The 1,960-nt window shown below is 59.5% G+C and carries 2 pseudogenes; both read right to left on the bottom strand.

Going from position 1 to position 1,960, the window contains the following annotated elements:
• Nucleotides 1–316 (bottom strand): annotated as a pseudogene (locus tag BSG20_RS35205) (ATP-binding protein); the annotation flags it as partial.
• A gap of 12 nt (nt 317–328) precedes the next feature.
• A pseudogene (istA, locus tag BSG20_RS35200) lies at nt 329–1,841 on the bottom strand (IS21 family transposase).
• Nucleotides 1,842–1,960: the final 119 nt, after the last annotated feature.

The following is a 1,960-nucleotide window of genomic DNA, read 5'->3' as shown; positions in this document are numbered from 1 at the left end:
GTGACGAGGAGGCTGTGGTGCTTTCTGATCCAGTCGCAGCCGGCAAGTGCCATGAACAGATTGCGGTCGAGACCGCGTGCAGCACGGAAGTCGGCATTCTCGATCTGCGCGTCATGGCGAAGTTTTGCGGCCCTGGCGCGGGCTTCGAAACGCTTCTGGCGGCGCATGGTAGCCTCGCGCGTTCGAGCAGTATGGCAAGCCATTCTCCATGCTCGAGGCCGCGCGCTTCTGATTGTGCATCGAGCTCCTGGAAGGCTGTGGCCATGCCGTAAAGGCCGAGTTCGCGCAGCATATCGATGGTGGGATTGATCAGCATTGGTGTGTTTCCTCAATGAAAGTAATCAGGGCCACGCAGATTGGCGTGATCGACAATGGCGGTTGGCTCGGTGGAATGGCGGGCGGCCTTGTGGTTGGCCAGGAGCGAAGCAATGCTTTTGCAGTTCAGTCCACCGATCTCGACGGCGCGTGCTGATACGGCTTCGGCACGATTGCGTTCGATGTCGCGAAACAGGCGCAGGACACCCAGGCATGTTCGAAAGCCCTGTTCGGGATGCGGACGACTGGCAAGGATTGCGATGACCAGACCTTCTGTCTGGGGGCCGATGGATGCGCCCCAGCGCTGAAAGCGATCCGGTGTCCACTCGGCATAGCGCCGGTGGGAACTGGGCATGTGATCCGGGTCGGTTCCATGGCGAGGACCGCCATAGCGGCGCTGATGGACGGCGACGCGCTTGCCGCGGTGGAAGATCTCGATGGTGCGTGCTGTCGCCCTCAGATCGACCTGCTGGCGAATGAGGCTGTGCGGCACGGAATAGAGGAAGGTTTTGAACTCGACGTGGTAATCCGTCGAGACACGGGCCAAACGCCATTCGGCGAATTCGTAGTCTTCGACAGGAAGGCTTGCGAGTGCGGCACGCTCGACACTCTCAAACAGTTGCCGGCGACTGACACCCAGTCGGCGCATGACGTGATCGTTGATGCGATCGAGTGCCTGGCTGATGGCGGCATTGGCCTCAGCCAGCGAGAAGAAAGTCTGATTGCGCAGCCGCCCCAAAATAGCGGACTGGGCGAAACGCACTCCATTTTCCACTTTCGATTTATCCCGCGGACGTTTTGGCCGTGCTGGAAGTACGCCGACGCCGTAATGAGAGGCCATCATGCCGTAGCTGCGGTTGATCTCGGGATCGTAAAAGCTGGCACGACTGACGCCTGACTTCAGATTGTCGGGAACGATCAGCCGGGGGAACGCCGCCGAAGAAGCGAAACATCCGGACATGCGAGCCGATCCAGTCGGGGAGCGTTTGCGTCCAGGTCGCCTCCGCATAGGTGAAGCTCGATGCACCGAGCACCGCCACGAAGATCTCTGCCTCTCGGATCTCACCGGTCTTGCGATCAACGATCGGGATCTTCTTGCCGGAATAGTCGACGAACACCTTGTCGCCGGCCGCATGCTCCTGGCGCATCGTCGGTGAAAGCCGCTGTTGGAAACCACGCAGGAGTTCACAAAAGCGGCTATAGCCGTAACCGTCGGGGTGCGACCCACGATACTCCTCCCACAGGATGAGCATGGTAACGCCGGGCTTCTTGAGCTCGATGGCAAGATCGGACCAATTGGGCTCGACCCGCCTTCTCGTGCCCTGTTTGATGCCATTCCGAGCGAAGAGTTTGCTCTCCAGCGCATCGTCAGTAAGGTCCCCAGGCAAGGGCCAGTTTAACCCAACCGCCGCTGCGCGCTGCAGATTATCCTGCACCGTGCTTCGCGCAATTCCCAACACGACGGCAATCTCACGCGAGCTCGTTCCGCTTGCCGCAAGCCGCAGCATTTGTCGCAAATGTCTCATGGTCAGCCTTCTCTTTGCCGGCATCAAAATCCCCTCGTTCATCGCGAGGTATTTGATGCCAAAGTTGCTGACCCAGGGAGTGATCTTCAGTGCCGAAAACTGGCCGGTCTTTGATCGGA

This window comes from Rhizobium tibeticum (genome assembly GCF_900110205.1).
GTDB classification, from domain to species: Bacteria; Pseudomonadota; Alphaproteobacteria; order Rhizobiales; family Rhizobiaceae; genus Rhizobium; species Rhizobium tibeticum.
This window is presented reverse-complemented; position numbering and strand designations above follow the sequence as displayed.